The organism is Microbacterium sp. NPDC086615, from assembly GCF_040686055.1.
Lineage (GTDB): Bacteria > Actinomycetota > Actinomycetes > Actinomycetales > Microbacteriaceae > Microbacterium.
On record NZ_JBFBJJ010000017.1, the window covers coordinates 41467 to 64941 of the forward strand.

General features: G+C 70.6%; 25 protein-coding genes. 14 read left to right on the plus strand and 11 right to left on the minus strand.

All coding sequences use genetic code 11. The features are described 5' to 3' along the window. The first annotated feature begins 110 nt into the window (after positions 1 to 110). Complete coding sequence (locus AB0O24_RS15335; RefSeq protein WP_363376071.1) at positions 111 to 887, plus strand: DNA-formamidopyrimidine glycosylase family protein; 777 nt, start codon at positions 111 to 113, stop codon at positions 885 to 887. A 243-nt stretch (positions 888 to 1130) separates the two neighbouring features. Beyond that, the gene (locus tag AB0O24_RS15340) at positions 1131 to 1538 is read left to right on the plus strand and encodes a transferase (protein WP_058598191.1); all 408 of its coding nucleotides are present in this window, start codon (positions 1131 to 1133) and stop codon (positions 1536 to 1538) included. A 90-nt stretch (positions 1539 to 1628) separates the two neighbouring features. On the opposite strand, the gene AB0O24_RS15345 is transcribed toward AB0O24_RS15340, so the two are convergent. After that, positions 1629 to 2018, minus strand: coding sequence for a DUF1304 domain-containing protein (locus AB0O24_RS15345; RefSeq protein ID WP_058598188.1), 390 nt, complete (start codon positions 2016 to 2018; stop codon positions 1629 to 1631). Positions 2019 to 2053: 35 nt separating this feature from the next. Here AB0O24_RS15345 and AB0O24_RS15350 point away from each other — a divergent pair, with 35 nt between their 5' ends. The 8 genes from AB0O24_RS15350 (at position 2054) to AB0O24_RS15385 (ending at position 10821) form a co-directional block, all read left to right on the plus strand. Continuing rightward, positions 2054 to 2776 (plus strand): LysR substrate-binding domain-containing protein, encoded by a 723-nt coding sequence (locus tag AB0O24_RS15350; RefSeq protein WP_363376074.1) that lies wholly within the window; start codon positions 2054 to 2056, stop codon positions 2774 to 2776. A gap of 88 nt (positions 2777 to 2864) precedes the next feature. Then, on the plus strand, positions 2865 to 4946 hold the full coding sequence (locus AB0O24_RS15355) for a CocE/NonD family hydrolase (RefSeq protein WP_363376076.1): 2082 nt from the start codon (positions 2865 to 2867) through the stop codon (positions 4944 to 4946). A gap of 165 nt (positions 4947 to 5111) precedes the next feature. Then, complete coding sequence (locus AB0O24_RS15360) at positions 5112 to 6248, plus strand: extracellular solute-binding protein (RefSeq protein ID WP_363376079.1); 1137 nt, start codon at positions 5112 to 5114, stop codon at positions 6246 to 6248. Then, the gene (locus tag AB0O24_RS15365; RefSeq protein WP_363376082.1) at positions 6245 to 7162 is read left to right on the plus strand and encodes an ABC transporter permease subunit; all 918 of its coding nucleotides are present in this window, start codon (positions 6245 to 6247) and stop codon (positions 7160 to 7162) included. The genes AB0O24_RS15360 and AB0O24_RS15365 overlap by 4 nt, the downstream gene beginning before the upstream one ends. Then, the gene (locus AB0O24_RS15370) at positions 7150 to 7962 is read left to right on the plus strand and encodes an ABC transporter permease subunit (RefSeq protein WP_363376085.1); all 813 of its coding nucleotides are present in this window, start codon (positions 7150 to 7152) and stop codon (positions 7960 to 7962) included. Before AB0O24_RS15365 ends, AB0O24_RS15370 begins: the two co-directional genes overlap by 13 nt. Continuing rightward, entirely contained in the window at positions 7959 to 9044 is a 1086-nt protein-coding gene (locus AB0O24_RS15375) for an ABC transporter ATP-binding protein (protein WP_363376088.1), read from the plus strand. Before AB0O24_RS15370 ends, AB0O24_RS15375 begins: the two co-directional genes overlap by 4 nt. 46 nt (positions 9045 to 9090) lie before the next feature. Further along, the gene (locus AB0O24_RS15380) at positions 9091 to 9819 is read left to right on the plus strand and encodes a GMP synthase (RefSeq protein ID WP_363376091.1); all 729 of its coding nucleotides are present in this window, start codon (positions 9091 to 9093) and stop codon (positions 9817 to 9819) included. A 186-nt stretch (positions 9820 to 10005) separates the two neighbouring features. Beyond that, entirely contained in the window at positions 10006 to 10821 is an 816-nt protein-coding gene (locus AB0O24_RS15385) for a tryptophan-rich sensory protein (RefSeq protein WP_363376094.1), read from the plus strand. A gap of 122 nt (positions 10822 to 10943) precedes the next feature. On the opposite strand, the gene treZ is transcribed toward AB0O24_RS15385, so the two are convergent. The 7 genes from treZ to AB0O24_RS15420 all read right to left on the minus strand — a co-directional run bounded on the left by treZ (position 10944) and on the right by AB0O24_RS15420 (position 19718). Then, positions 10944 to 12695 carry a malto-oligosyltrehalose trehalohydrolase gene (gene treZ, locus AB0O24_RS15390; protein WP_275798682.1) on the minus strand — a complete coding sequence of 584 codons (1752 nt, stop codon included), beginning with the start codon at positions 12693 to 12695 and terminating at the stop codon, positions 10944 to 10946. A 93-nt stretch (positions 12696 to 12788) separates the two neighbouring features. Next, complete coding sequence (gene treY, locus AB0O24_RS15395; RefSeq protein ID WP_363376146.1) at positions 12789 to 15194, minus strand: malto-oligosyltrehalose synthase; 2406 nt, start codon at positions 15192 to 15194, stop codon at positions 12789 to 12791. 5 nt (positions 15195 to 15199) lie between these two features. Continuing rightward, a complete protein-coding gene (glgX, locus tag AB0O24_RS15400; protein WP_363376097.1) occupies positions 15200 to 17422 on the minus strand; it encodes a glycogen debranching protein GlgX in 2223 nt (740 codons plus the stop codon). 64 nt (positions 17423 to 17486) lie between these two features. Beyond that, positions 17487 to 17963 carry a glutaminase gene (locus AB0O24_RS15405; protein ID WP_363376100.1) on the minus strand — a complete coding sequence of 159 codons (477 nt, stop codon included), beginning with the start codon at positions 17961 to 17963 and terminating at the stop codon, positions 17487 to 17489. Continuing rightward, a complete protein-coding gene (locus tag AB0O24_RS15410) occupies positions 17960 to 18826 on the minus strand; it encodes a transposase (RefSeq protein WP_363376103.1) in 867 nt (288 codons plus the stop codon). The genes AB0O24_RS15405 and AB0O24_RS15410 overlap by 4 nt, the downstream gene beginning before the upstream one ends. Before the next feature lie 21 nt (positions 18827 to 18847). Beyond that, on the minus strand, positions 18848 to 19525 hold the full coding sequence (locus AB0O24_RS15415) for a GTP pyrophosphokinase family protein (RefSeq protein WP_307387419.1): 678 nt from the start codon (positions 19523 to 19525) through the stop codon (positions 18848 to 18850). Between the two features lie 43 nt (positions 19526 to 19568). After that, positions 19569 to 19718, minus strand: coding sequence for a hypothetical protein (locus tag AB0O24_RS15420; protein ID WP_363376106.1), 150 nt, complete (start codon positions 19716 to 19718; stop codon positions 19569 to 19571). A gap of 119 nt (positions 19719 to 19837) precedes the next feature. Between AB0O24_RS15420 and AB0O24_RS15425 the strand changes: the two genes are divergently transcribed. Beyond that, entirely contained in the window at positions 19838 to 20173 is a 336-nt protein-coding gene (locus AB0O24_RS15425) for a hypothetical protein (RefSeq protein WP_275801435.1), read from the plus strand. Between the two features lie 2 nt (positions 20174 to 20175). On the opposite strand, the gene AB0O24_RS15430 is transcribed toward AB0O24_RS15425, so the two are convergent. Further along, a complete protein-coding gene (locus AB0O24_RS15430) occupies positions 20176 to 20493 on the minus strand; it encodes an ATP-dependent DNA ligase (RefSeq protein ID WP_275801436.1) in 318 nt (105 codons plus the stop codon). 113 nt (positions 20494 to 20606) lie between these two features. Between AB0O24_RS15430 and AB0O24_RS15435 the strand changes: the two genes are divergently transcribed. Then, a complete protein-coding gene (locus AB0O24_RS15435) occupies positions 20607 to 20924 on the plus strand; it encodes a hypothetical protein (RefSeq protein WP_275801437.1) in 318 nt (105 codons plus the stop codon). Positions 20925 to 20934: 10 nt separating this feature from the next. On the opposite strand, the gene AB0O24_RS15440 is transcribed toward AB0O24_RS15435, so the two are convergent. Next, positions 20935 to 21483, minus strand: a complete 549-nt coding sequence (locus AB0O24_RS15440; RefSeq protein ID WP_275801438.1) for a MarR family transcriptional regulator — start codon at positions 21481 to 21483, stop codon at positions 20935 to 20937. A 138-nt stretch (positions 21484 to 21621) separates the two neighbouring features. Here AB0O24_RS15440 and AB0O24_RS15445 point away from each other — a divergent pair, with 138 nt between their 5' ends. Beyond that, positions 21622 to 22110 carry a MarR family transcriptional regulator gene (locus AB0O24_RS15445; protein WP_275801439.1) on the plus strand — a complete coding sequence of 163 codons (489 nt, stop codon included), beginning with the start codon at positions 21622 to 21624 and terminating at the stop codon, positions 22108 to 22110. Positions 22111 to 22138: 28 nt separating this feature from the next. On the opposite strand, the gene AB0O24_RS15450 is transcribed toward AB0O24_RS15445, so the two are convergent. Then, positions 22139 to 22381: a DUF3072 domain-containing protein gene (locus AB0O24_RS15450; protein WP_363376110.1), complete on the minus strand. Its 243-nt coding sequence runs from the start codon at positions 22379 to 22381 to the stop codon at positions 22139 to 22141. A gap of 79 nt (positions 22382 to 22460) precedes the next feature. On the opposite strand from AB0O24_RS15450, the gene AB0O24_RS15455 reads away from it, so the two are divergent. After that, positions 22461 to 23423, plus strand: a complete 963-nt coding sequence (locus tag AB0O24_RS15455) for an alpha/beta fold hydrolase (RefSeq protein ID WP_363376113.1) — start codon at positions 22461 to 22463, stop codon at positions 23421 to 23423. Positions 23424 to 23475: the final 52 nt, after the last annotated feature.

Consider the following 23475-nt stretch of genomic DNA (forward strand, 5'->3'; position numbering starts at 1 on the left):
CGTGCCCACCACCCTCTACTCCACACGGAGGCCGTGCGTGCGTAAGCACCCCGCCGCCACGGCGCCCGCCCTCGACCCCGCCGCCCCTCGATCCCGGCTGGAGGCCGCCCGTGCCTGAGGGCGACACCGTCTACCGTGCGGCGGCGAAGCTCTCGGCCGCTCTGACCGGCAAGGTCGTCACGCGCTTCGACATCCGCGTCCCCGGGAGCGCCACCGCCGATCTCCGCGGCGAAACGGTGCACGGGGTCGCCGCGCGCGGCAAGCATCTCCTGCACCGCATCGGCGGGTACACGCTGCACTCGCACCTGAAGATGGAGGGCCGGTGGGACGTCTACCGGCCGGGCGAGCGGTGGCGCCGCCCCGCATTCAAGGCCCGCGCGATCGTCGGGGTGACGGGGGCGGATGCCGTCGGTTTCGACCTCGCGATGGTCGAGGTGTTGCGCACCGCCGACGAGCACACCGTCATCGGCCATCTCGGTCCCGACCTCCTCGCCGACGACTGGGACGAGGCCGAGGCGGTCCGCCGCGTCGCGGCCGATCCGCGAGAAGCGCACGTCGCGCTGCTCGACCAGCGCAACGTCGCCGGCTTCGGCAACGTCTACGCGAACGAACTGCTCTTCGTGCGGGGTATCGCGCCGACCACCCCGGCCACCGAGATCGACGCCCAGGCGACGATCGCACTCGGCGAGCGCATGATCCGCGCGAACCTCCCGCGACCCGAGCGCACCTTCACGGGCGACACCCGCCCGGGCCGTCGGTTCTGGGTCTACGGCCGCGAAGGCGCGCCCTGTCGTCGCTGCGGCACGCCGATCCGCGCGACGTCCCTGGGCGCCTCGGAGACGAGCGAGCGCAACGTCTACTGGTGCCCCACCTGTCAGCCCGGGTGATTCTCCGACCGGTCCGCGGATCAGCGCCCCTCCGGTTCGCTCCTGTCAACCCGGCAGGCTCACCGCCGCCGGCGTGCGAGAACAGGAGGACGAAACATCGTCGAGAGTCCTCGCCGCACTTCTCTCGACGTCGAGCAAACCGATCGCGGCACGGGCGACGAAGAACCATTCGAGGGAATGAAGGGCATTCCCCACCCGTTGTCATACATGTCGGCTGAATCCGAGAGTCGACCGGAGGGGATCGTGGGTAAGAACTACATCGACATCGAAAACGACCACGGCGAGACGCTGCGCTACCGCAAGCACGTCAACGGTCGCGGACTCGTCGCGCACGGCGCGAAGGTCCACCCGTCGGCGCTGGTCGAGAACGGCGCCTACGTCGAACCCGGCGTGCAGATCGCCGCGGGTGTTCGTGTCGGCCGAGGGGCGTGGATCGAATCCGACGCCGTCATCGGACCCGAGGCTCGCATCGAGCCGCACGCGCACATCTGCGCCGGCGCGGTCATCGGCGCGGGCGCTCACATCGGCGTTCGCACGCAGGTGGGCCACAACGCTCGCGTCGCGACGGGCTCTCTCATCGGCGACGACGAGATCATCAACGACGGCGAAGCGGTCGCGACCGACCAGCGGGGACTCCGCCTGGCCGCGTGATCCGGCCGACGCGACAGCCGTCCCGCGGCTTCACGACCCGCACGACTCCTCGGAGCGTGCGGGTTTTCGTCTTTCGAGGCAGCGGGCCCGTCAGGCGAAGATCGCGAGCACGAGACCGATGAGCGGCAGGGTGCCCTGAATCGTCGCGGGGCGCAGGTACTTGCTGCCCGAAGTCACGAGCACGAGCGCCGCACCCAGCATGGAGCCGAGCGAGAAGATCAGCAGCGTGCGTCCGGCCACGTCGCCCACGCCGTTGACGATCCAGAACAGGATGCCGATGATGGCGCCGATCGCGAGGAAGAGGTTGTAGAAGCCCTGGTTGTAGGCCATCGGCTTCGTGGCATCCGCCGTCTTCTGGTCGGCGATCCCGAAGACCTTCCACGTCTTCGGCTGCGACCAGCGGACACTCTCGAGCACGAAGATGTAGACGTGCAGCAGGGCCGCGAGGCCGGCGAACACGAGCGCCAGGATGCCGATCATGCGTTCCACGTTACTCGCGCGGATAGCCTGGAACCATGGCGAGCGGCAGCGGGTCCCGGGGACGTGGTCCCACCGGCGGTGCCCGCAAGGGCGGAGCGGCACGGCCCTCCACGCCGAAGCGCCCCGCGAGAGGGAAGGCACCGCGCCCCGCCCCCGCTCCTCCGGAACCCCCGCGCACCTTCGTGCTCGGCGCGGTCCCGGGTGCGACCCCGGGCAAGTGGATCGGCCTGTGGCGTGAGCGCATGCCGCACGTCACCCTCGAGCTCCGGGAGATCGACGTCGCCGGGCAACGGTCGCACCTCGACGAGGTCGACGCCGCTCTCGTGCGGCTCCCCGTCACGGCATCCGATGACCTCCACCTCATCCCGCTCTACGAGGAACAGCCCGTCGTCGTGATGTCGGTCGACTCTCACCTGACGGCCGGCGACGAGCTCGACACCGCGGATCTCGCCGGCGAAGTCGTGATCGTCCCCGCCGATGACGTGCTCGCCGCGCGGATTCCGGATGCCATCCCCCCGACGTTCGCGCCACCGTCCGACACCGGCGAAGCCATCGCGACCGTCGCCGCGGGCGTCGGCGTCGTGGTCGTGCCGATGTCGCTCGCGCGCGCCCACCAGCGCCGCGACGTCGAGTACCGGGTGCTGCGTGACGGACCGGTGTCGACCGTCGCGCTCGCGTGGCTCCGCGAGCGGACGACCGCCGACGTCGAGGCCTTCGTCGGCATCGTCCGGGGACGCACCGCGCGCTCTTCACGCTGACGCTGGCACGGTGGCACCCGCGCCCCGGCAGAGGGGCACGCCCCGCGCGGTAGGGTGCGATCGACGCGCACCGCGAAGGGGAGACGGAATGCACGGACGCACAACGACGAACGCCCTGGCGCTGGCCGTCGTCCTGACCCTCATCGGCGCGACTCCCGCCGTCGCCTCCGACGCGAGCGGCGCCGCGTCGGCGCCCGCCGCCCCCTCCGCGGAGGCCACCCCCGCGGACGACGCCGCCCCCACGCCTGACGCGGGCATCGACGCCGACCCCGACGTCTCGCGGGGCGTCACGCACGCGCAGAACCCCTCGGTTCCCGAGGGTGCCGTGTGGACCGAGCACTACCTGCCGTCCTCCGTCGCGAATCGCAACGGCGACCCGGTCGAGCTGCACGCCGACGTCCTTCGCCCGGCGGGTCTGCCGGCGGATGCCCGCACTCCGGTGATCCTCATCAGCGGCCCCTACCTCTCGCACGCGGGACAGCAGGCCGACGAGGGCAAGTCGTTCACCGGTCCCTCGATGCGCCACCGCGCCTTCATCGACGACGGCGGCCTGTTCGCCGCCGGCTACACCGTCGTGTTCGGAGACCTGCGCGGTTTCGGGGGAAGCTCCGGATGCTACGACTTCAGCGGTCCGGGCGAGCAGGCCGACGTGCGCGCGTTCGTGGAGTGGGCGGCATCCGCCCCCTGGTCGACGGGTCGCGTCGGAATGTACGGGAAGTCGTACGACGCCGTCACTGGCCTCATGGGTCTCGCCGACCGGCCCGCGGGTCTCGCGGCGGTCGTCGCGCAGGAGCCGTCGTGGAACCTCTACGACTACCTCTACGAGAACGGCATCCCCGCCGAGAACAACCGCACGACGATCGACGCGTACAACGGCATCGCGGCCCTCACCGGGATCGATCACCCGGGGTCCGTGGACGGCGTCGTGATCCCGCCCGACACCGAGCGCTACCGCACGAACGCCGCGTACGAGCAGACCCACCCCGAATGCGCCGCCGGCATCCTGGCCGACACCCTGGCATCCGATCCCTCCTCGGCGTTCTGGAGCGCCCGCAACACCGCGCAGCACGCCGAGGGCTCGACCGTCCCCCTGTTCCTCACGCAGGGCTGGACCGAAAGGAACACGCGTCCCGAGGGTATGGCGGAGTTCCTGGATGCCGTCGACGGGCCGGTGATCGCGTGGGCGGGGCCCTGGGACCACTACTCCGGCAACGACCTCGACGACGCGGGGCGTCTGAAGATGGGCCGCGCCGGATGGGTCGACGAGGTGCGGGCGTTCTTCGACGCTCATCTGCTCGGGGCGCCGGCCCCCGAACCCGCCTGGGCGCTGCAGGACAACGAGGGGCACTGGCGCCTCCAGTCATCGTGGCCCGGCGTCACGCGCGAACTCACCGCTCCTCTCGCGCCCGGCTCGTACGTCGACACCGGCCGCGGCGCCGATGCTCTCCCCGCGGGCGACGAGGGCGACGGCTCGCTCTTCGGCACCGCCCCGCGCGACGCGCAGACCATCGGGGCCTCGCAGACGCTCTCCGCCCCCGTCGACGAGCCCACGCGCCTCAGCGGCAGGGCGTCCCTGAACCTCCGCACCCAGGGGGCGGGCGTCGCGCACGCGCGACTGTGGGACGTCGAGCCCGACGGTGTGCCGACGCTCATCGTCGAAGAAGCGGCACCCCTGGACGCGTCAGGGACGACCCGCATGCACCTGCGCAACGTCGAGTGGACGCTCGCGCCCGGGCACGCGCTCCTGGTCACGGTCGGAACGACCGATTCCCTCGCCTGGCGCCCCTCGCCGAGCGAGCAGACCGTCACGATCGAGAGCGGCGAAGTCACGCTCCCGCTGCAGTCAACGGCCGACGACGTGCCGACCGAGGGGCAACCGGCCCCCTTCCTGGCGACGTACCTCGAGGACGCCCGCTGGCCCGTCCCGATCGCGGCGACGCCGAGCTTCTCCCTCGCGGAGACCTCCCCCGCACCCGTCCCGACCCCCTCGGCCTCGGGCGCGGCCCCTGCGCGCCTGGCCGAGTCGGGGATGCCGTCGAGCCCGGGCCTCGCGGTCGGGGGCGCCGCAGCGCTCCTCGCGGGAGCCCTCCTCATCGCGGTGAGGCGGTCGCGCGTGAGCGGGACCGATCCCCGTCGGACAGGAGCGGGCGGGCGCGGCGCTCGGGTGTGACACGCGGCGTCCGCTCACGCCTCGATTCCCGTTCGTTCCCGCTTCGGACGATCCCGGTTCACCCGGCGCGCGCCGTCGTGTCACGGCGTGTCCGTACATTTCCTCCGTCTCGCCTTCGACGGCCCCCGCCGCCGAGGTGCCCGGGAGACACGAGAGGAAACCTGAATGTCACTCCTGAAGAACCCCCGTCGGCCCCTCGCGGCCCTCGCCCTGGCGGCCGTCGCCGCGATCTCTCTCGCGGGCTGCGCGGGCGCGTCCGGAGACGCCGCCGCAGGTTCCACCACCGACGCGAAGACGGCCACGAGCCTCAGCGACTTCGGCACGATGGCCGACCTCGAGGCGGCGGCGAAGGCCGAGGGCCAGCTCAACGTCATCGCACTCCCGCGCACGTGGGCGAACTACGGCGAAGTGCTCGACCTGTTCGCCCAGCGCTACCCCGAGATCACGATCAACGAGCAGTCGCCCGACGCCTCGAGCGCCGAAGAGATCCAGGCGGCCAAGGCCAACGAGGGCCTCGACACCGCGCCCGACGTGTTCGACCTCGGTCTCGCTGTCGCCCTGCAGAACACCGACCGCTTCGCCGCCTACAAGGTCTCGACCTTCGACGAGATCCCCGACGCGATCAAAGAGCCCTCGGGCCTGTTCGTCGGCGACTACGGCGGGTACATGTCGATCGGCTACGACTCGGCCCGCTTCCCCGCGCCGACCTCGCTGAGCGACCTGCTCAAGCCCGCGTACAAGGGCGCGGTGGCCATCAACGGCGACCCGACCCAGGCGGGCTCGGCCTTCGCCGCGGTCGGCCTGGCCACCGTGCAGAACGGCGGCACGCTCGACGACTTCACCCCGGGCGTCGACTTCTTCGGGAAGCTGAACGCGGCGGGCAACTTCCTCAAGGTCGACCCGACGGATGCCACGATCGCCAGCGGTGAGACGCCGGTCGTCTTCGACTGGGACTACCTCAACGCGGCACAGGCCTCGGCGGTCCCCACGTGGAAGACGGTCGTCCTCCCCGGTACCGGCTACGCCGGCTACTACAACCAGGCCATCAACAAGGACGCCCCGCACCCCGCGGCCGCCCGCCTCTGGCAGGAGTTCCTCTACAGCGACGAGGTGCAGAACCTCTGGCTCAAGGGCGGCGCACGTCCGGCGCGGATGGATGCCATGACCACCGCCGGCACGATCGACGCCGCCCTCGCCGCCGCCCTGCCGGCCGCACCGAGCGACACGGTCGTCCCCACCGAGGCGCAGTCGACGGCGGCCGGCACGCTGCTCGGACAGAAGTGGGCGACGGCGGCCCAGTGACCGTCCTCGACCGAGTGGTCGCCCCCGCGGCGCCGGAGCCCTCCGCTCCGTCGCCGCGGGGTGCGGCCCGTCCGGGCTGGGCGTGGCTCGGCCTCACCCCCTTCGCCGCGTACGTCGTCCTGTTCCTCGCGCTGCCGACGATCGTGGCGGTCGCCTCGGGCTTCGTCGACGGGAACGGCTCGTTCACGCTCGACAACGTCGCCGCGCTCGGCGACCCCCTCGTGCTCGCCGCGTTCGGGAACTCCGCGATGGTATCGCTGGTCACCGCGGTCATCGGCGCCGTCGTGGGTGCCCTGGTGTGCTGGGCGATGCTGGGGCTGCCCGAGACCGGCGTCGTGCGCACCGCCGTGGACGCGGCATCCGGAGTCCTCGCCCAGTTCGGTGGCGTGATGCTCGCATTCGTGCTCATCGCCGCGATCGGCGCGCAGGGTGTCGTCACCGTCGTGCTGCGACAGCTGACGGGGATCTCGCTGTACGAGAACGGTGTCTGGCTGTACGACCTCCCGGGTGTCGTGGTGGCCTACCTGATCTTCCAGATCCCGCTCATGATCATCACGTTCCTCCCCGCTCTCGCCGCTCTGAAGCCGCAATGGGTCGAGGCGCATCTCACCCTCGGCGGAACGAGAGGGGGCTTCTGGCGGCACGTCGGGATGCCCGTCCTCGCGCCGTCGTTCCTGGCGAGCCTGCTCCTGCTGTTCGCCAACGCGTTCTCGTCGTACGCCACGGCCGCCGCGCTCGCCAGCCAGGGCTCGCAGATCGTGCCGCTGCAGATCCGCACCGCGCTCACCAGTGAGACCGTCCTCGGGCGCGAGAACCTCGCCGGCGCGCTCGCGCTCGGGATGATCGTCGTGGTCGCCGTGGTCATGGGCGTGTACTCGCTCGTGCAGCGCCGCGCGGCGCGGTGGCAGTCGTGAACCCGCTCGCTCCCCCGCGCTGGGCGCGTTGGGTCATCGGCGTCGGCGTCGGGCTGGTCTTCGCCGTCCCGTTCGCGGCGACCGTGCTGTTCACCCTCACGCCGCTTCCCGGCGGGTCGGGGCTGTCGCTCGAGCGCTGGACGGCCCTCGCCGACCCCGCGAACGCCGCGAAGTACCGCCCGCTGTGGACGGGCATCGGGAACTCCCTCGGCCTCGCGGGGGTCACGGTGCTGCTGGTCCTCGTCCTGTTCACGCCCACGATGGTGCTCGTGGCGCTGGCGTTCCCCCGTCTTCGTCGCGTGTTCGAGTTCGTCGCCCTCCTGCCGATCTCGATCCCCGCCATCGTTCTCGTGGTGGGTCTCACTCCCCTTTACCTGCAGATCGGTCGGACCCTCGGAACGGGGGCGTGGACACTCGCCTTCGCCTACGGCATCCTGGTCCTCCCCTTCGCCTACCGGTCGATCCAGGCGTCCATCGACGCGATCGACGTGAAGACCCTGTCCGAGGCGGCCCGCACGCTCGGTGCCGGCTGGGGGAGCGTGCTGCTGCGGGTCATCATGCCGAACCTGCGCCAGGGCCTTCTCGCCGCGTCGCTCATCTCGGTCGCGGTCGTGCTCGGCGAGTTCACGATCGCGTCCCTCCTGAACAGGCAGACGCTGCAGACCGCGCTGATCGTCGTCAACAAGCAGGACGGCTACGTCGCCGCCATCTTCACGCTGCTCGCGCTCGCCCTGGCGTTCGTGCTGCTGCTCGTCATCGGTCGCGTCGGACGCATCGGCGCCGGAAGGAAGAGCTCATGACCGTCATCGACCGAGAGGGCGCACCCTCGCGAACCCAGAGCGCGGGGGTCGAGCTCCGCGGCGTCGTGAAGGACTACGGCACCACGCGTGTGCTGCACGGGGTCGACCTCGATGTCCGTCCCGGCGAGTTCGTGTCTCTGCTCGGCCCCTCGGGGTGCGGCAAGACGACCGCGTTGCGCGTGCTCGCGGGTCTCGAGCGCGCCACCGCCGGCGAGGTGCACATCGGCGGTCGCGAGGTCTCGAGCGTCCCCACGAACAAGCGCGACATCGGCATGGTGTTCCAGTCGTACTCGCTGTTCCCGCATCTGCGCGCGATCGATAACGCCGCGTTCGGCCTGCGGCGCCGCGGCGTCGGCACGACCGAGGCCCGCCGCCGCGCCGGAGAGGCTCTCGACCTCGTCGGGCTCGGGCACCTCGCCGACCGCTTCTCGCACCAGCTGTCGGGCGGTCAGCAGCAGCGCGTGGCCCTCGCGCGCGCCCTCGTCACCGAACCGCGGGTGCTCCTGCTCGACGAGCCGCTGTCGGCGCTCGACGCCCAGGTGCGGGTGCAGCTGCGCGACGAGATCCGCCGCATCCAACTCCGCCTCGGCACGACGACCGTCTTCGTGACGCACGATCAGGAGGAGGCTCTCGCCGTCTCGGATCGGGTCGCGGTGATGGGCGCCGGACGCATCCTGCAGTTCGGCAGCCCCGAAGACCTCTACCTCAGGCCCGCGTCCGCCGACGTGGCCGCCTTCGTCGGGTCGTCGAGCCTCGTTCCGGGCCGGGTCGCAGGCGACGCCGTTTCGGTCTGGGGGCAGAGCCTGCCGCTCGTCGCCGCCGCCGACGACGGCGCGTGCGAGGTGTTCGTGCGCCCCGAGAACCTGCGAATCGTCGCTCCGGATGCCACCGGCGTCGACGCCGTGGTCGAGCAGAGCACGTTCCTCGGCAGCGTCCGCCGCTCCCTGCTGCGCGTGGCCGACGGGAGCCTCGTGCGGGTGCAGCACCCCTCGGACGAACGGCGCGAACCGGGAGAGCGCGTGCGCGTCCGCCTCGACGAGGTCGCGGTGCTCACGAGGCCCGCGGCCGCTGTTTCCTCGTGAGTCCAGCCCCGGGCGCGACGCCCGTGCGCGCGCATAGAATCCCTGGGTGACCGCTCGCCTGCTCTACGTCTGCGCCCGCCCGCAGCGCGACGCGGCCGTGGCCGAGTGGGCATCGTTCCGCGACGGGCTCGGAGTGAGCGACGACGATCTCGTGCACCACGACCTCGTCCGTGAGCCCCTCCCCCGCGATCTCGAGCGCTTCGCCGCCGTGGTCGTGGGCGGGAGTCCCTTCAACGTCACCGATCCCGACAAGACCGACGAGCAGCGCCGTCTCGAACGCGACCTCGAGCGCCTGGCGGCCACGGCGATCGAGGGGCGCACGAGCGCGATGTTCACGTGCTTCGGTATCGGCGTCGTCACGCGCATGCTCGGCGGCGAGGTCACCCTGAACACCCCCGAGGGCACGGGCCCCGCCGAGATCGCGCTGACCGACGCGGGGCGCGACGACGAGCTGTTCGGCATCCTGAGCACGCGTTTCCAGGCGCTGACCGCGCACAAGGAGGGCACCGCGAGCGTGCCTCCCGGGGCGACGCTCCTCGCCGAGAACGCCGCCTGCCCGGTGCAGGCGTACCGCGCCGGGGCCGGCCTGTGGGCGACGCAGTTCCACCCCGAGCCGACCGCCGAGGCGTTCGTCGCGCGGATGGAGGTCTACCGCGACGCGGGCTACTTCGACGCGGAGGCGTTCGACCAGGTGTCGGCGCACGTGCGCACGGTCTCGGTCGAGCAGCCCACCCTGTTGCTGCGGTCTTTCGCCGCGCGGGCCGTCGCGGCCTGACCCTTCCGCGGGCCGTCGCGGCGTGCCCCGTCACGCGAGCCGTCAGGCGGTGTCCATGCCCGACACGCCCAGACACCCGCCCCTCGCACGGCGTGTCCGCCCCGAACTCCGCACGACGGCGCGGGCCGGATGCCGCGATGTCAAGCCCGAACCGCGAATCTCGCTAGCTTATCTAGGCTTTCGCCCATGAACGTAGAAGCTCCATGGCGGGGGAACGACCTCGCACGTCAGATCGTCGTCCTCTCCGCCCTGTCGTTCATGATCATCGCGGCGGTGATCGGCGCCGGCGCCTTCGGCAACACCGCGGTCGAGGATCAGCAGGACGGCGCGCTCAGCACGAACGGGTCGTACCTCGCCCCCGCGGGGCCGGCGTTCTCGATCTGGTCGGTGATCTACCTCGGCCTCATCGCGTACGCGATCTGGCAGGCCCTCCCGCGCCAGCGTACGAACCCGCGCCAGCGCGCGCTCGGCTGGCTCATCGCCCTGACCATGGCCCTCAACGGTCTCTGGCTCGTCGCCGCGCGCTTCGGCACCCTCTTCCTCACGGTCGTCGTCATCGTGCTGCTCCTCGCCGCCCTCGGCTGGACGTTCCGCGTCGCCGTTCTCACGCGCGAACCGCGCGGCGGCGTGGTCGACTCGGTCCTCATCGACGGCGTCACGGGCCTGCACCTCGGCTGGGTCACCCTGGCCACGGTCGCCAACACGGCCGCCTGGCTCACGACCGTCGCCCCCTCGTCGTGGGAGAAGGCGGCGGATGCCATCGGCATTGGGGTCCTCGTCGTGGTGGGCCTCATCGGGCTCGCGATCGCGTGGAAGAGCGCGTGGCGCCTCACCCCGACCCTCGCGCTGGCGTGGGGACTGAGCTGGCTCGCGGTCGAGCGATTCGGCGGCGAGCCGCGGAGCACCGGGATCGGGGTGATGGCGATCATCGTGGCCGCCTTCGTGCTCCTGCCGCCCGCCGTCATCCGCATCCTGCGCCTGATCCGCCCGTCGGTCGACTGACGTCTTTCGAACCTCGTCCCACTTATGGCTGGTTGCAGCCCCGCCAACCCGCCATAAGTGGGACATGCTCCGTCAGAAGTGGGACGAGGTCCTAAGGAGTCGAGACGAAGCAGCGCCCCACGTCAGAGAGCCGGAGCCGCGATCGCGCTCCCGCCGGCGGGAACAGTGAGCGCCACGCCGTCGAGCACCACGCCCTCCGTCGTCGCCAAGAGCACCCGGGCACCGGAGGAGACGGATGCCGAGGCCTCGGCATCCGAGAGGTTGACGACGACCACGAGGTCACCGCGACGAAGCTCGTACACCCGACCGCCCGTCGCCTCGCGCGCCACGGCCGACAGACCGGCGCGGGAGGGGTCGGTCAGCTCGGGGCGATCCCGGCGGAGCTTCGCCAGCTCGCGGTACAGCCCCAGCAGCTGCGCGTGGTCGCCCTCGCCGACCTCGTCCCAGTCGAGCTTCGAGTTCTCGAAGGTCGTGGGGTCCTGCGGATCGGGCACGGTGGACTCGTCCCAGCCCATCTTCGCGAACTCGGCGATGCGTCCCTCGGCGGTGGCCTTGCCGAGCTCGGGTTCGGGGTGCGAGGTGAAGAACTGCCAGGGAGTGGATGCGCCCCACTCCTCGCCCATGAACAGCATCGGTGTGCCCGGGGCGGTGAGCGTCAGCACAGCGGCCGCGGCGAGGCGGTCGTAGTCCAGCGACTGCGACAGACGGTCGCCCGCGGCACGGTTGCCGATCTGGTCGTGATCCTGCGCGAAGGTCACGAGGCGCCAGTTGGGCACGGCCTCCGGGATCGGCTTGCCGTGCTTCTCTTCGCGGAAGGTCGAGTAGGTGCCGTCGTGGTAGAAACCGCCCTCGCTGACCTTGCGGAACGCGTCGAGGTCGGCGAAGTCCTCGTAGTAGCCGATCGTCTCGCCGGTGAGGGCGACGTGGGCGGTGTGGTGCCAGTCGTCCGACCACTGCGCGGTGAGGCCGTAGCCGCCGGCCTCGCGCGGCAGGATCAGCTTCGGGTCGTTCATGTCGCTCTCGGCGATGGTTGTCAGCGGGATGCCGCGGTGCGCCGACAGGGCGTCGGTGCGCTCGGCGATCTCCTGCAGCACGTGCGGGTCGCGGTGATCGAGCAGCGCGTGCACCGCATCCAGGCGCAGACCGTCGACGTGGTAGTCGCTCATCCACATCAGAGCGTTCTCAACGATGTAGGCGCGCACCGCGTCTTCGTCGAGGTTGATCGAGTCGCCCCACGTGTTGCGGCTGCCCTCGCGCAGGTATGGCCCGTATTCGGGCAGATAGTTTCCCGAGGGACCGAGGTGGTTGTAGACGACGTCCTGGATGACCGCGAGGCCGGCCGCGTGCGCCGCGTCGACGAAGCGCTGGTATGCCTCGGGTCCGCCGTAGGCCTCGTGCACGGTGTACCAGAGAACGCCGTCGTAGCCCCAGTTCCAGGTGCCGTTGAAGCCGTTCACCGGGAGGAGCTCCACGTGGGTCACACCGAGGTCGACGAGGTGCTCGAGGCGCCCGATCGCGGCATCCAGCGTCCCCTCGGGGGTGAAGGTGCCGAGGTGCAGCTCGTAGATCAGTCCGCCCGCGAGCTGCTTGCCCGTCCAGCTCGCGTCGTTCCAGGCGTAGACGCTCGGGTCGAACCAGGCCGAGGCTTCGTGCACGCCCCCCGGCTGGCGCCGTGAGCGCGGGTCGGGGCGCAGGTCGTCGCCGTCGCCGAGGACGAAGCCGTACCGCTCTCCGTCGGCGAGGTCGACCGGGGCGGTCCACCACCCGTCGGCGGCGCTTTCCATCTCGATGTCCTCGACGACGGCATCGCCGCTGTCATCCAGCCGGCGCAACCGCACCCGTTCTGCCTTCGGTGCCCAGACGTCGATGCTCATGGTGTGTCCTTACGCGTGAGGGGTCAGAAATTGTCGCTCAGAGAGGCGTGAAGCGACAGAAAGTGACCCCTCACGCGCTCGGGGGACGGGGGGTCAGAAGATGAGGAGGGCCACCGGGTAGAAGGCCAGGAGGTCGGTCAGCGGGGTGGGTCCGCCCGCGAAGGAGCGGCCGGTCAGCACGTCGATCAGGGGCACGTCCGGGAGCAGCACCACCGTGTCGCGCCATCCGCCCGCGGCCGCCAGGCCGTGGGGCAACCGCGTCGCGACGGCGAAAACGCCACCACGGTCGAAGGCGATGACATGATCGGATGCCACTCCCGCGGCCTCCAGCGGACGGTAGATCTCCAGCGGGTGCTCGCGGCGCAACCGCAGCGCGCGCGAGGTCACGAGCAGCTTGGCCGCGCCCGTGGCATCCACCGTGGGGAAGGCCGCGCCGGGCGCATCGAGCGAGGCAAGCAGACGTCGCCGTTCGGCGAAGTCCACCGCGCGACGGTTGTCGGGGTCGACCAGAGACTGCTCCCACAGCTCCGAGCCCTGGTAGACGTCGGGGACACCGGGACCCATGATCTGCAGCAGCTTCGCCGACAGGCCGTTCGACCAGCCCGCGGGCGAGATCTCGTCCACGAACGCGCGCACCCGCTCGGCGGCGGCGCCGGTCGCCGCGTCGACGACCGCGTGCATGCGCTCCTCGAAGGCTTCGTCCTGCTCCCACCAGCCGGTGACCTCGCTCGCCTCGCGCGCGGCCTTCTCGGCGTAGGCGTGCAGGCGCTCGCGGTAGACCTTCAGGCCGTCCGGCGTGGAGGCCGACTCGGGCCACGCGCCGACGATGGCCTGCCACAGCAGGTTGTCGAACGGACCGTGCCCGGTCGAGGCGATTCCGCGGAACTCGCCCAGCACCTCCGCCCAGCGCTCCGGGATCTCGGCCAGCACCGCGATGCGGGCGCGCGTGTCCTCGCCGCGCTTGGTGTCGTGCGTCGACAGCGTGGTCATGGCGGTCGGCCACGACGCGTGCCGCAGCGCCTGAGCGGTGTGGAATCCCGAGACGTCGAGGGCGAATTCGCCCGGGTCGCCGCCCACCTCGGTGAGCGAGCCCAGCCGCGTGTAACGGTAGAACGCCGTGTCTTCGACGCCCTTGGCCATGACCGGGCCGGTCGTCTGCTGGAACCGCCACGCGACCTCGCGGCTGGTGTCGGCGAGCACCGGTACGAGCTTCTCGATCACGTCGCCGAGCTCGGGTCGGCGCACCTCGGCCTCGCCCGCGGCGGCATCGAGGTGGGCGCGGCCGGCGGGGAGGTAGGAGCGGTAGACGGGGAAGCACGCGAGGACCTCGGCGAGCGCGTCCTGCAGCACGTCGGCCCCGAACTCCGCACGGAGCTCAGCGGGAAGACCCCGCACGAGCCGCCGGATCTCCGACACCTGGATCGAGTCGGCGATCTTGCGCTTGGTGTCGTGGATCAGATCGTGCCACCCGGTGAGCGGCGCAAGGTCGCTGTCGGCGCGCAGACGTGCGTCGAGCGCGTCGAGCGCCGCCTCGCCCGCGGGGTCGGTCAGCACGCGGTCGATCTCGGCGAGCGCGTCGTAACCTGTCGTCCCGGCGGTCTTCCACCACGAGGGCAGCGCCTCGCCGTGCTCGAGGATCTTCTCGCCGAGGACGTAACCGATCTCGCCCTCGCCCGCCTCCTCCAGCGCGACGGCGAGCTGGTCGAGATAGCCGCCCGGGTCGACGAGGCCGTCGGGGTGGTCCACGCGCAGACCGTCGGCGAGGCCCTCGCGCACCCAGCGGAGGATCTCGGCGTGCGTCTCCTGGAACACCTCGGGCAGCTCGACACGGACGCCCGCGAGGGTCGTCACGGCGAAGAACCGACGGTAGTTGAGGTCGGCCGCCTCGTCCTGCCAGAACCGCAGCTCGAAGTTCTGCGCGTCGAGCAGAGCGACGATGGCGTCGCGCGAGCCCGAGGCCGCGGCATCCGTCCCCGTCCCCGGCGCGACCGGGAAGGCGTGGTCGTAGTACCGGATCACACCGTCGGGAGCGTCGTCAGCCGGCGTCGGGTCGTACGAGATCTCGCCGATGACCGCGTCGAGGTCGTCGCCGAGCACCGGTACGCGCACCTTGCCGCCGCCGAACTCCCAGTCGATGTCGAAGGAGTCGGCATACACCGAGGCGCGACCCTGGCGCAGCACGTCCCACCACCAGGCGTTCGTCCGCGGCTCCGAGACCCCCATGTGGTTCGGGACGATGTCGACCAGGATGCCGAGACCCTCCGCGCGCGCGGCTTCCGCGAAGCGCGCGAGGCCCTCGGCGCCGCCGCGTGCGGGGTCGACCCGCGTGACGTCGACGACGTCGTACCCGTGGTCGGAGCCCGGCGTGGCCTCGAGAAGCGGCGACAGGTACGCCCACGAGACCCCGAGGTCACGGAGGTATCCCGTGACCTCGGCGGCGTCGTCGAGGGTGAACGATTCGCGGATCTGCAGGCGGTAGGTCGAAAGCGGATGCCGCATCTCGGTCACAACTCCGGCTTGGGCGCCTGGCCCGGCAGGTCATCGGGGCCGACCACCTGGATCTGGGCGGTCAGCGAGGCGGCCACCGAGTGGTCGACCTCGGGTTCGGGGAGGTGGTGCTCCCGCAGCACGATGAGCGACTTGGGCTCGATCGGCAGGGTCTCCCCCGGGCTCAGCGGCTCAGTGTTCGCGCGCTCCCCCGCGGTGTCGACGTAGGCGTCCCACTCGGGCGCGTACTCGAAGTCCGGCAGGACGAAGTCGACGGGCTCATCGCCGGCATTGAACAGCACGAGGAAGTGGTCGTCGCTGATCGACTCGCCGCGACGATCGCGCTCGCGGATGCCCTGGCCGTTGAGGAACACCCCGACAGCGCGGCCGAAGCCGTTGTCCCAGTCCTCGGGCTGCATGAGCGAGCCGTCGGGCCGCAGCCACACCACGTCGGGGATCGGCGCCCCCTCCTCCATCTTCACGGGGCGACCATCGAAGAAGCGGCTGCGGCGGAAGGTGGGGTGCTGCTTGCGCAGTCGTGCGAGGGCCGCGGTGAACTCGATGAGCGGGTGGTCGACATTCGACCAGTCCACCCAGGTGATCTCGTTGTCCTGCGCGTAGCCGTTGTTGTTGCCGCCCTGCGTGCGACCGAGCTCGTCGCCGTGCAGCAGCATCGGCACGCCCTGGCTGAGCAGGAGGGTGGCGATGAAGTTGCGCTGCTGCTGCGCGCGGCGCTTGAGCACCTCGGGGTCGTCGGTGGGACCTTCGACGCCCATGTTGCTCGAGCGGTTGTGCGATTCGCCGTCGTTGTTGTCTTCGCCGTTCGCCTCGTTGTGCTTCTCGTTGTACGAGACGAGGTCGCGGAGGGTGAAGCCGTCGTGCGCGGTGACGAAGTTGATGGATGCCACGGGGAAGCGCCCCGAGTGCTCGTACAGGTCGGCGGACCCCGTGAGGCGCGATGCGAACTCGGCGAGCGCCTGCGGCTCACCACGCCAGAAGTCGCGGACGGTGTCGCGGTACTTGCCGTTCCACTCCGTCCACTGGGGCGGGAAGTTGCCGACCTGGTAGCCGCCGGGGCCGACGTCCCAGGGCTCGGCGATGAGCTTGACCTGCGAGACCACCGGATCCTGCTGCACGAGCTCGAAGAAGGTCGCGAGCTTGTCCACCTCGTAGAACTCGCGCGCGAGGGTCGAGGCGAGGTCGAAGCGGAAGCCGTCGACGTGCATCTCGAGAACCCAGTACCGCAGCGAGTCCATGATCAGCTGCAGCGTGTGGGGGTTGCCGACGTTCATGCTGTTGCCGGTGCCCGTGTAGTCGGTGTAGTACCGCTTGTCGTCGTCTTCGAGGCGGTAGTAGGCCTCGTTGTCGATGCCGCGCATCGACAGGGTCGGGCCCATGTGGTTGCCCTCGGCCGTGTGGTTGTAGACCACGTCGAGGATGACCTCGATGCCGGCCGCGTGAAGCGCCTTGACCATGGCCTTGAACTCCTGCACCTGCTGACCGTGATCGCCGGTCGAGGAGTAGGTGTTCTGGGGCGCGAGGAACGCGATGGTGTTGTAGCCCCAGTAGTTCGACAGCCCCTTCTCTTCGAGGGTGGAGTCGTTGACGAACTGGTGCACGGGCATGAGCTCGATCGCGGTGACACCGAGCTTGCGCAGGTGGTCGATCACGGCCGGGTGCGCGATGCCCGCGTAGGTGCCGCGCAGCTCTTCCGGAACGTCGGGGTGCAGCTGGGTCAGGCCCTTGACGTGGGCCTCATAGATGAACGTCTCGGAGTAGGGGGTCTTGGGCTGGCGGTCGCCCGACCAGTCGAAGAACGGGTTGATGACCACGCCCTTCATCATGTGCGCGGCCGAGTCCTCGTCGTTGAACGAGTCGGGATCGCCGAACTCGTAGCTGAAGACGGGCTGGCCCCAGTCGACCTGACCTTCGACGGCCTTCGCGTACGGGTCGAGCAGGAGCTTGCTCGCGTTGTAGCGCTTGCCGTTCGCGGGGTCGTACTCCCCGTGAACGCGGTACCCGTATCGCTGTCCCGGTTGGATGTTCGGGAGATACGCATGCCAGACGAACGCGTCGACGTCGATCAGCTCGAAGCACGTCTCCTTCCCGTTCTCGTCGAAGAGGCAGAGCTCGACCTTCTCCGCTCCTTCACTGAACAGGGCGAAGTTCGTCCCGTTACCGTCGTAAGTGGCCCCGAGGGGATAACTGGATCCTGGCCATACCTGCTGCACGTCGCTCACGATAGACCAGCGTTGTTTCCCCGACGGGGCGCGTCATCGCTGTTGACACCCGCCCCGGCCCCGACTATGCGCGTTCGGGCGGATGGCGCAGCAGCTCGACGCGCTCGTCGAGGTAGCGCGCGAGCGGTAGGAAACCGCCTGCCGCGCTCCAGCGGACGAGCGGTTCTCCCCCGCGTATCGCGAGCGGCGTCGAGCGTTCGCCGAGGGCGGAGAGGTCGATCGGATGCCACTCGATGTGGACCGTCTGCCCCTCGGGGACTCCTCCGCGCGCGGCCGCGGCCGCGAGTTCTGCTCGTCGACGCTGCGACTCGGCCGCGAATCCGCGGCGCACCTCGGCGCGCGAACGCACGATGTCGCCGGTGGCGAGCACGGCCTCGTCGGTGAGCAGCAGCACGCCGAGGTGCCACGCGGTTCCGCGCGCCACGATGCGCGGCGGGCGGGGGATGCCGAGCACCCGGCGTCCCTCCTGGAGCTCGCCGAGCCGTTCGCGCGGCGCGTCCGCCAGGCGTGCCCGCACCTCGTCGAAGAGTGTCGGGATCACGCGTCCGTCCCTTCCGCTCGGGCGGCCTCGGCCCGCTCCACCGCGCGCTGCGCGGCGCGCGTCGCCGCGGCGGCTTCTTTCTGCTCGCTCTCGCGCTGCTGCGCGAGGTCGTCCGCCTCGTCGGCCTCGGCCTCGGCGCGCGCGAGGTCGGCCCGCAGCCCCTCGACGCGCTCGCGCGCGCGATCGGCGCGCTCCCGCGCCGTCGCGAGACGACGGTCCGCGGCCGCGTTCTCGCGGACGGCGTCGGCGTGGACGCGTTCGGCCTCGCGCACCGCCCGCTCGGCGGCCTTGCGCGCCCGCCGTGCGGCGAGATCGTCGCGCGGCGGCGCCGGGGCCATCCCTCGCGGCACGGAGCCCGCGACGGCGTCTCCGAGGCCGCCGGGGTCGAGAGTCGCCAGATCGATCGGTGAGACGAGCCGCCCCGTGAGCACGGCCGCGGCGACCTCCGGATCCACCACCGCGGCGTTCACCGTCTTCTCCACCGACTCCGCCATCGCCGCGCTGAGCGGCGTCCCCGCTTCGGCGGCGAGCTCGCCCGCGCGCCGCGCGAGGGCGGCGACCAGCTGGCGCCGTTGCTTTCCGAGGCGCGCGAGCTCGGCGGCATCCAGGTCGTCCTGCGCCTCCTGCAGAGCCCGCGAGAGCTCGACCGCTTCGCCGAGGCGACCGTCACGGACGAGCAGGTTGACCGCCCACGCGGCCACCGTCGGCTTGCGCAGCTTCGCGATCCGGCGGCTCACCGCTCCCGCCGCGGCGGCTGCCCGTTCCGCGCGCGCGGCGGTGAAACGGGCGGGCGGGAGCGCGAGCAGGTCCGCGGCCGCTTCGTCGACGAGCGCGTCGTCGTCGCCTCGCGATGCGCCGGTCATGGCTCCATTCTGACCGTCGGGTCAGATCGAGACCACCCCGGGCCGGGGTCCGCGGATCTCGCGGTGGAGGCGCTCCATGCGGGTGTCGAGCTCGGCGGCCGTGTCGGCGGCATCCTTCAACTGGTCGAGCAGATCGGCGGGGACGAGGCGGTCGTACTTGTAGTAGATCTTGTGCTCCAGGCTCGCCCAGAAGTCCATGGCGATGGTGCGGAACTGCACCTCGACCGGCACCTGGACCCTGCCCGTCGAGAGGAAGACGGGCACCTCGACGATGACGTGAAGGCTCTTGTACCCGTTCGCCTTGGGCCGGGCGATGTAGTCCTTCACGTCACGGACGGTGATGTCGTCCTGCTGGGTGAGCAGATCGGACAGCCGGTAGGCGTCGTCGATGAAGCTGCACGTGACCCGGATGCCGGCGATGTCGGTGATCGCCGCGCGAATGGAGTCGAAGTCGGTGTCGATGCCCTTGCGCTGCACCTTGTCCACGAGACTGTCCGGCGTCTTCACGCGGCTCGAGACGTGCTCGATGGGGTTGTAGTCGTGCATCTCCTGAAACTCTTCGCGCAGGATCGCGATCTTCGTGTCGACCTCGGCGAGCCCGAAACGGTATTCCATGAGGAATCTCTGGAACTCGTCACGCATGGCGCGGAGAGCCGCACTCGAGACGGTGATCTGCTGATCGTCCAGCGAATCGGCCATGCGCCCGACCGTATCGGGTGCACATACGAGCGTCCTGAGAGCGTCACGCGCGCGGCGGCTTGGGCTCTCGCGGCACGAGCTCGCCGTCGACCACGTCGATTCCCACCAGTGCGTCGAAGACGTCAGGAAGGTCGGCGGAGTCGGCGGGGCCATCGCCGGGTTCCATCGGAGACGGGGGGTATCGGTCTTTCACGGCGCTGTCCTTCCGTGGAGTGCTTCTACGGTGGCAGCACGCCACGCTCCGCCCAGGTGGCTTGACACTCCCGGACGCACGGCGTACTCCCGGTGAGGCTGCGCGGTTAGTGTGGAGCCATGGGGACGATCATTTACGGAAGCTCGACGACCGTTCACATCGAGGATCGCGCATTGGCGCACCTCAAGGTCGTCATCTCGACGAAGCTCCGCCGCGGTGAGAGCTTCACCCTGTCGTGGCGTCACCCCGACGAGGAGCCGCGCGGCCGGAGCACCCTGTGGCTCCACCCGGCGATCCCGCTGCGGTTCGTCTTCGACGACGCCGAACCGACGAAGCTGAGCCGGGAGTGGATCGAGCGTCTCTCGGAGTCGGCGAACTCGTCGGGAGGAATCATGCTGGTCGCCGAAGACATCGCCCCCTCGCGCGACACGAAGAGCGACAGCGCGACCCGCTGAGGTCAGCCCTCGTCAGAGACGCTGTCTTCGGACGGCTCGGGCGTGATCGCCAGGCCGTTGGGTCCGGATGCCGCGAGCATGAGGTCTTCGACCCACACGCGGTTGATGCGCGGCGGGCGGCTGCCGTAGAAGTGGAACTGGATCGGCACCGAGGGGTGCATCCAGAAGCTGCGGCGACCGCTGCCGTCTCCCACCTCGACGTCGAACATGAACGACTCGGAGCGGCGCAGCTTGTTCATCACGACGATGCGCAGGTGAGCCAGCGTGCGGTCATCGATGTCGACGGCGTTGGCGACGGTGTCGTAGATGAATCTGCCCATGGGGTCGAGCCTATCCGAGGAACGCACAAGTCATCCCGACGACGCGTGCCACGTCGGTCGAGGGGAAATCAACCCCGCGGAGAGCGCGAGCCGATCTCGCTAACGTGCCTGGGGTGGGAACGCTCTACTACGGCGACGTCGCGACGCCGATCGAAATGGAAGACCGCGCGCTGGCGCATATCAAGGTCGTCATCGCCACGAAGCTCCGCCGGGGGGAGAGCTTCACCCTCTCGTGGACGCACGGTCCCGGCCAGGAGGTCGGGCGCAGCACCGTGTGGTTGCACCCGTCCATTCCTCTTCGTTTCGTCTTCGACGAGCCCGAACCGGCGCTACTGAGCCGCGCGTGGGTGGAGGAGCTCGCGAACTCGGCCAATTCTTCGGGGGGCCTGCTCATCGTCCCCGAGCCGGGAACCGAGAACCCGAAGCCCTGACCCCCGAGACCTAGACGGTGGTCTCGGCGTCCTCGGGCGATGTCTCGTGCGAGGCGGGAGCGGGATCGACCTGGTCGACCGCGTCCTGCAGCCGGCCCAGACACGCGATCACGACGTCGCACTCCTCGGGCGTCATCTCGGCCACAGCCGCCATCATGCGACTGTGCATGGAGCCGAGGGTCGCGCGCACCTCATGGTCGCTGGCCGCGGTCGCGACGATTCGGACGCTCCGCCGGTCGGTCGGGTGCGGCACACGCGTGACGTGGCCGGACCTCTCGAGGCGGTCGATGATCGCCGTGGTCGAGGCGGTCGACACCCCCAGGTACCGTGTCAGCTCGGCCGGTGTCACATGGCGATCCTGACCCGCTGCGCGCAGGAGGTAACGGAGCACGAGAAGGTCGTTCTCGCCCATCGACATCGCCTCACGCGTGCGGCGGCGCATGGCGACCTCGGCGGCGCGGTAGACGCGGAAGGCCTGCAGGACCTCGACGGCCCGGTGCCGACGCTCCTCTTCGCTCGCGCCGTACCAGTAGCGCGACGACGATGAGGCGTTCTCCACCTCGGCATCCTATGTCAGGGCGCGTTGTCCAGGCCCCTGCCGTTGCGCGAGGGGGACGAGTACCATGAAAAATACATCGGCTGACGAGTTGATAGGACATCGAGACACTCGACCGACAAGGAATCCGCGGGAGGTGACATGCGGCACACGGCCACGGCAGACGACGTGGTGAAGGCCCTCAGCGACCTCACCGATTCCAGCGCGATCTCGGAACGGGCGGCGCTGCAGTCCCTGGGCATCGGCCCGAACGACGCGAAAGTACTCCGCTTCCTCCTCGAGCGCAGCGAAGACGACGATCCCGTCACCCCGCGCCTGCTGACCGAGATGCTCGGGATCTCGTCCGCGGCGACGACCACCCTCATCGATCGCCTCGCGGAAGCGGGCTGGGTCGAGCGAGAGCCCTACCCCGGCGACCGACGTTCGATCGTGGTGCGCGCGACCGTCGATCCCGAGTCCCCCGCCCGACGGATCCTCTCGGTCCGGCGGGCCTCGGTCGCCGAGGCTGCGTCGAAGCTCGGCGCGGCCGAACGACGCGTGGTGGCCGATTTCCTCGACGACATCGCGCGCGTCGAGAAGCAGCACGTCGAGGGCATCGCCGCGGCCGACACCGCGTCCCGTTCGCACTGATCGTCCGCACGAACGGGACGCGACGCTCTCAGGCCGAATCGCGGCCCGTCGCCGCCTGCAGGCGGTCGATCTGCTCGGACGCCTCCGCCTTCGTCAGGTCGGCGGGGATCTCTTCCCCGGCTTCGCGCGCGAGCGTGTCGAGGTAGCTGCGCTGCGGCGCGGTCATCGGCTCATCGCCGGTGACCCAGTCCGAGGGGTCCTTCTCGGCGGGGTTATCGCCGCTCTCACGGACGGCACCCAGGGTCTCTTCTTCACGGGAGGTATCGCTCATGCGCCCGAGGTTAGGCGGGACGCCCGACACCGACTCCGGGATTGACAGCGCGCCCCACCGGGTGCGGCATCCTGGATCGATGAGCAGCGAGCCGCCTCCCGCCGACGTCGACGTCGAGACGTTCCGCCGCGGACGCGCGCGGACACGCGTGACGCGGGTGTCGACCGGTGCGGAGACGGGGCGCGACTTCGTGCTCGTCGCAGGCATCGGGGTCGCCTCGACCTACTTCGAGTTCCTCGCGCCGTTGCTGGCGGCCGAGGGAGAGGTCTACGCCCTCGACCTCCCCGGTTTCGCCGGGGTCCCGGCATCCGGAGATCAGCCGACCGCCGCCTTCTTCGCCGACCAGGTCGAGGGGGTGCTCGACCACTACGGCCTGCGCGACCCCGTGCTCATCGGCCACTCGATGGGGACCCAGGTGGTCACCGAGGTGCTCACGCGCCGCGAGCTCTCGCACGCGGTGCTCGTGAGCCCCGTCGTCGACGAGGGCGAAGCGCGGGCGGGCGTGCAGGCCGTGCGGTTCGCACAGTCGACCCTGCGCGAGTCGCTGCACATCGCGCTGCTGGCGGTGTCGGCGTACCTGCTGTGCGGGTTCCTCTACTTCTTCGAGACGCTGCCGTACATGCTGCGGTACCGGATCTCCGACCGCATCGTTGACGCGCGGTCCCACCTCCTGCTCATCCGGGGCGAGTTCGACCGCCCCTCACCGCGCCGGCTGCACTCCCGTCTGGTGGAGCGCGCGCGTTCCGCTCGCCGATGGGAGATCGAGGGGGCCGCCCACTGCGTCGTCAACAGCCACGCGGTGGGCGTCGCCCGGCTCACGATGGAGCACGTGCGCGACGAGCTCGCCCGGAAGGGTCGGATGCCGGCGGCCGAGGCCGCCGTGCCGCCGGCGCGGCACGCCGATGTCCGCATGGTGCTGGGGGCCATGGCGAGCCGCCTGGCGGAATGGATCAGCGCCGCGCGCAAAGACGAGACGGGCGTCGAGCGCGCCAAGGCGCGGCACGCGCGCGTGCTGTGGGAGGCGTACCGGGCGCGACGCTGAGCTACCGCTCGTCCGGCGAGACGGCAACCCCCGAGACCGACCGGCGCGCGGC